The sequence below is a fragment of the Dissulfurispira sp. genome, from assembly GCF_036745535.1.
Classification (GTDB): Bacteria; Nitrospirota; Thermodesulfovibrionia; order Thermodesulfovibrionales; family Dissulfurispiraceae; genus Dissulfurispira.
On record NZ_DAIOFX010000109.1, the window covers coordinates 1 to 4,557 of the forward strand.

General features: G+C 42.1%; 9 protein-coding genes. 4 read left to right on the forward strand and 5 right to left on the reverse strand.

The annotated features are described in order from the left end of the window. Positions 1-76: 76 nt before the first annotated feature. A complete protein-coding gene (locus V7L97_RS11435) occupies positions 77-367 on the forward strand; it encodes a hypothetical protein (RefSeq protein WP_333656089.1) in 291 nt (96 codons plus the stop codon). Between the two features lie 193 nt (positions 368-560). On the opposite strand, the gene V7L97_RS11440 is transcribed toward V7L97_RS11435, so the two are convergent. Then, positions 561-854, reverse strand: a complete 294-nt coding sequence (locus tag V7L97_RS11440; protein WP_333656090.1) for a hypothetical protein — start codon at positions 852-854, stop codon at positions 561-563. A gap of 397 nt (positions 855-1,251) precedes the next feature. Between V7L97_RS11440 and V7L97_RS11445 the strand changes: the two genes are divergently transcribed. Further along, positions 1,252-2,022, forward strand: a complete 771-nt coding sequence (locus V7L97_RS11445; RefSeq protein WP_333656091.1) for a hypothetical protein — start codon at positions 1,252-1,254, stop codon at positions 2,020-2,022. A 92-nt stretch (positions 2,023-2,114) separates the two neighbouring features. Further along, on the forward strand, positions 2,115-2,384 hold the full coding sequence (locus tag V7L97_RS11450; protein WP_333656093.1) for a hypothetical protein: 270 nt from the start codon (positions 2,115-2,117) through the stop codon (positions 2,382-2,384). 70 nt (positions 2,385-2,454) lie between these two features. Here V7L97_RS11450 and V7L97_RS11455 read toward each other — a convergent pair whose 3' ends face one another. The 4 genes from V7L97_RS11455 to V7L97_RS11465 all read right to left on the reverse strand — a co-directional run bounded on the left by V7L97_RS11455 (position 2,455) and on the right by V7L97_RS11465 (position 3,974). Further along, the gene (locus tag V7L97_RS11455; protein ID WP_333656094.1) at positions 2,455-2,715 is read right to left on the reverse strand and encodes an AbrB/MazE/SpoVT family DNA-binding domain-containing protein; all 261 of its coding nucleotides are present in this window, start codon (positions 2,713-2,715) and stop codon (positions 2,455-2,457) included. After that, on the reverse strand, positions 2,645-3,352 hold the full coding sequence (locus V7L97_RS13135; protein WP_442891830.1) for an HNH endonuclease: 708 nt from the start codon (positions 3,350-3,352) through the stop codon (positions 2,645-2,647). Before V7L97_RS13135 ends, V7L97_RS11455 begins: the two co-directional genes overlap by 71 nt. Positions 3,353-3,426: 74 nt before the next feature. After that, a complete protein-coding gene (locus tag V7L97_RS11460; RefSeq protein WP_333656096.1) occupies positions 3,427-3,660 on the reverse strand; it encodes an RRXRR domain-containing protein in 234 nt (77 codons plus the stop codon). Then, entirely contained in the window at positions 3,606-3,974 is a 369-nt protein-coding gene (locus V7L97_RS11465; protein WP_333656097.1) for an RRXRR domain-containing protein, read from the reverse strand. The genes V7L97_RS11460 and V7L97_RS11465 overlap by 55 nt, the downstream gene beginning before the upstream one ends. A 367-nt stretch (positions 3,975-4,341) precedes the next feature. Here V7L97_RS11465 and V7L97_RS11470 point away from each other — a divergent pair, with 367 nt between their 5' ends. After that, the gene (locus tag V7L97_RS11470) at positions 4,342-4,515 is read left to right on the forward strand and encodes a hypothetical protein (protein ID WP_333656100.1); all 174 of its coding nucleotides are present in this window, start codon (positions 4,342-4,344) and stop codon (positions 4,513-4,515) included. Positions 4,516-4,557 lie beyond the last annotated feature (42 nt).

The window sequence follows — 4,557 nt, forward strand, 5'->3', positions numbered from 1 at the left end:
ATTCTATACTACCTGAATCGGAGGTCTTTCTAAAATCTATTTTGGACAGATGTGAGAAAAAGTAAATCAGGAAACCTTGAAGGTAACTGGAACAGGTAAAGTCCCGTCTAATGTAACACCTCCAAATGAAAAGTCATTTGAAAATAAAAAAGAAGACGGCAAAGCTGAAATAGAAGAAGGGAAAGATAATATACACACCAACCCATTTTCAAAGGTAGGGGATGCCGCTTTGGGTGTAGCAGGTAAGGTAATAGAAAGCGGCATGCCTTATCCTCTGGCCCCAGAGGCAGAACAAAAGAGAAGGTCTGATACGATGGAAAAGACTGTAAAACGGAAAGTAAACGAGAATATTAAGAATAAGAATTAATCATCCCAGCGAGACCAGTTAAGAGGATGGTACCGGTGAGAAACATCATAACTATAACCAAGATCATCATCTTCTTCATAATACATATCTTTCCTCAAATCCCATAGCTCAGGTCTTTTTACATAAAGTCTTATTGCATAAGCAATTAAAGCAATAAAAAATAAATAAATAATTATCATTTTCTCACCTCACTCTACAACAATTTTACCAGAGCCGCCACAATTGCGATAGAGGCGGCTATTAAAGAGCCGAGCTTAATAATAAGCCGCAGCTCGAGTTCTTTAATATCCCTTTGGACGGTAACCTCGAGTTCTTTAATGTCCCTCTGGACAGCAACCTCAAGGTCTTTCAAGTCTCTCTTTGTTGCGAGCTTATCTTCAACAATCTCCGCAATAGCCTCCGCATGGATTTCGGCCTGTTTCTCCGGGACTCCGGCCTCTTTCAGCTTCTTTGCGTATGCCAATGTGTCAAATACGGCAGTACTCATCTTCTCACCTCACCTTGGCAATGCCGAAAGCACTTTTATCATCATAATGATGATGCCGATATTCATGGTTATTAGTGCGCCAAGCATCCATTTTACTACCTTTATATCGCCTTCTATTTTTGCCAGCCTGTCTTACTGCCCGACATCGGCCATAGCCTTAGCCGCTGCCGAGGCCTTATCTTCAGGAACACCGGCTATTTTCAGGGCATCGCAAATCTCTATAACTGCCTTACTCATACTATATTTATAAGCAGAAAAAGGGGATTTGTCAAACACTTGTATGAGAAAAACCAGAAAATTAGCGTGTCCTTAATGAGTTGTTGACATTCAGGGTATTATTAATAAGAGGCCACAGTATGATAAGTATTTCGGTTACCCCTAAAGGCATTATTCTTTTATGAACGACAAACCTCAATTCCTGCTCGTAGAGCCGGTTGCTAAGACGCAGTATCCACCGCTCGGTCTTATAAAGATTTCTACGATGTTGAGGCGGCAATATCCGGACTGCCGGATATTCACGGCAACAGGCAAAGATATTCCTCGAGGACTTTACGAGCCAGAAGATATATACATCACATCTCTCTTTACATGGGATATTAATAGCGTGGTAGATTACATCCTTTTCTGTCAGATGTTTTTCCCGGACGCAAAAATCCGGGTCGGCGGCATCGGCGCCTCTCTTATACCTAAATATATCTTCGAGAAAACAGGTACTATGCCTTATATCGGATTACTTGGCGAAGCAGAGAACTGTCCTCCGGACTATTCCCTTACTTTTGGCCGCCAACTTAGATCATCGATCACCTATACTTCCCGCGGATGCGTAAGGAGATGCGACTTCTGCTGCGTCCCGAAACTTGAGCCCGGATACTGCAGCAGGAACGGATGGGAACAAGACATAAATCCTGATTTTCCGGAGATCACTGTCTGGGATAATAATTTCCTCGCATCCCCACTTTTCGAGCAGGACTGTAAAACACTTCTTAAGCTGAATAAGAAGGTAGACTTTAATCAGGGGCTCGATGCAAGGCTCTATAATGAACGCAGGGCATCAATGCTTCATCAGGTTAATGTCAATCCAGTAAGATTTGCTTTCGACAGCATGGAATACGCTGATGATGTTCTCCGTGCTATCAGTCTGGCAAAAAATTCACAAGTAAAGAGATAAGGGTATATGCGCTCTATAATTTTAAAGATACCCCAGATGATTTCTTTCAGAGGATTGATTTTCTTAATAAGGCAGGTGTATGGTCATTCCCAATGTGTTTTAGAGAACCGTCTATAGAGAATATTCAAAAACCAAATGGGAAATGGACAAAAGAACTCCTCATAGGACTAAAGGTCATTCTCTTAACCTTTTATACGCATGGAATGGTTACACCTCCGAGGGATTCATTTCTAAAGATATTCGGCTCAAATATGGAAGAGTTCAAAGAAAAGATTTATAGCAGTTATTTGTATGATAAATCTTTAAACACACGACGGAATAAGGTTTTTCCGGAAGATCACATTCAGGTAAAAATATTCTAGACAGAACCGTACCGGTTAGTGTCCTTCGAGGCTTATGGCATTATTCTCACGGAGTTCTCAACAAAAATTGTTAAGAAAGGAGCGTATCTATCGGATAAACATCTTCCTGCTCCTTTTCTTTGCGCTTCTCTTTCAGAAAAGAATCCACAATCCCTTCCCCTATCCCTATATAATCCTGCCATTTGTGAGCTTTAAACCGTTTGATTGGCTTCAGCACTATTGTTTCTCCTATAACCTCTATTTCAAATTCATCGCCTTTTTCAATATGAACAGTTTCCCTTATTTTCTTGGGGATAACAACCTGTCCTCGCTCGCTTAATAGTGTTTTCATGAAACCTCCCCGGCGTGGATACCCGGCATTTTAATGCCGGGAGGAAACGCCTTTTTTCGATTAGCAATGTTTGCGCTCTCTCCATGAGAGAGCAATCCGAAGCCTTAGCAGATGCGCAAATGTTTGTACCATCCAGCCTTCTCAAATCAAAGTATCCCGTAGTCCTTCTGCCAAAGACGAAGCACTCGATGCCTTTCCATATCACTTTATCAAACCTTTGAAAGCCCTGTATAAACCTATCTGCCGTATTCCTAATATGGCTTCTGCCGCCTTTGAACAGCTTGCGATTGCATTTTCTTACCTGCTTCGAGACATACTGCACGGCAGACCTTACCTGACTTATACCTCCAGCAATCACAAAAGCATCGTTTATATAGGACTTGGACAGTCCCGCATTGATGCGTTTGCTTTTAGTGATATAGCCGTAAGTATGGGAAACAGTGTTGCCCAACTTTCTTATCCTATCAACTAACATCCACCTAACTGTGGACATAAAGGTTTCAGCCTTAAAGCCTCTTGACGGTTTAACCTTGAGCTTTAAATCTCCAACAGACACCTTGTTATGACAAGTGCTGCAAAGCGTTATCAGATTATCAGGTCTGTAGCCGCCTATTTGTCTGCTGACAATGTGATGCACTTCCAATATCTTATCTTTAGACTTCCCCTTGCAGTGCTGACAGGTATGCCCGTCTCTATACAGAACATACTTCCTTACGTTCCAGAAGTTTTTTGAACACCGTTCTGGTAATCAACACCCGATATTTCGGGGTTTTTAATCTTCTGGATGTCAAAGACTGCCACTTCGACATTAATGTGAGAAACAGGCAGAATAGACTTAATCTGATTAATAACCTTGATATGACTGTCCAGCTTATGTTGGATAGACGGAGCTAACCATCCTTCAGGCTTCTTTCTGTTATAAGAAACCTCGGTTTGCGATACCATGTTTTGTGGTATCTCCTCGCCCTGCGATACTGCCTGCGCTCGGAGTTGAGCTTGACAATATCAGAGCGCAACTGCATTTCAGAGGCACAAACTTCCTGTTTCTCTGTCACAGCGGATAGTCCGATGTAAGCAAAGCCGCTGTCCACACCAAGAGTGACAGGCTGCTTATAACCCGAACTGCCGTAAAGAAGCTGAATGGTAAAAGGCGTTCTTCTTACTACTCTCGCTTTCCCCCGCTTAAGCAGTTGTCTTGCCTTGGCAGCATGACACAGCATTAATGGTTTGCCGTATCTGTTTAAAACAAAGGCTAACATATAGCCTCCTTTCTTCCCCCGATTTAAGTCGGGGAGTAAGAGCCGCATCGGGGTTGTTACCGGAGGTCGTTAAGCCTGCCACACTGTCCCTACCCTCAGGACTGTTTAATGACAGACCACAGTTGCTGCGGACGTGTGGAATATCCACAGGTGTGCCGGTTAGCCTTCTCTCCGGTAACTGCTGCATATTTTCTATGCCCCCTTGTCAACTAGGGCTTTACAAGCCCGGCAATTCATTGCCGGGTAGTTGACAGTCTTACCTCAATCCAAAAGATATGATTAATATTATTATATCTTACTTATATTTATTTTATATAGAAATATTGCTTGACAAATCCTCTCTCTTATTGGAACCTATATGTAAGAGATGAAGGATTTTATAGCAGAAGGCATAAGAGACTTATCAATCGGACTTATACTCGCTGCCGTAATAGCAGCACTTATAGAGCAAAAAGCATTTGCAGGTGCAACCATATCTTTTGCATCAGGAATGGTTGCTTGGTTTATAAGCATAAAAGTCAAATTATCAGGAGGTAGTTAATGGAAGCGATACTCTTGATTGTAATTGGCACAGCTATAATAA

Coding starts and splice junctions, on each gene's coding strand:
- V7L97_RS11470 (WP_333656100.1), top strand. CDS start 4,342: ATGAAGGATTTTATAGCAGAAGGCATAAGAGACTTATCAATCGGACTT.
- V7L97_RS11440 (WP_333656090.1), bottom strand. CDS start 854: ATGAGTACTGCCGTATTTGACACATTGGCATACGCAAAGAAGCTGAAA.
- V7L97_RS11445 (WP_333656091.1), top strand. CDS start 1,252: ATGAACGACAAACCTCAATTCCTGCTCGTAGAGCCGGTTGCTAAGACG.
- V7L97_RS11465 (WP_333656097.1), bottom strand. CDS start 3,974: ATGTTAGCCTTTGTTTTAAACAGATACGGCAAACCATTAATGCTGTGT.
- V7L97_RS11460 (WP_333656096.1), bottom strand. CDS start 3,660: ATGGTATCGCAAACCGAGGTTTCTTATAACAGAAAGAAGCCTGAAGGA.
- V7L97_RS11450 (WP_333656093.1), top strand. CDS start 2,115: ATGTGTTTTAGAGAACCGTCTATAGAGAATATTCAAAAACCAAATGGG.
- V7L97_RS11455 (WP_333656094.1), bottom strand. CDS start 2,715: ATGAAAACACTATTAAGCGAGCGAGGACAGGTTGTTATCCCCAAGAAA.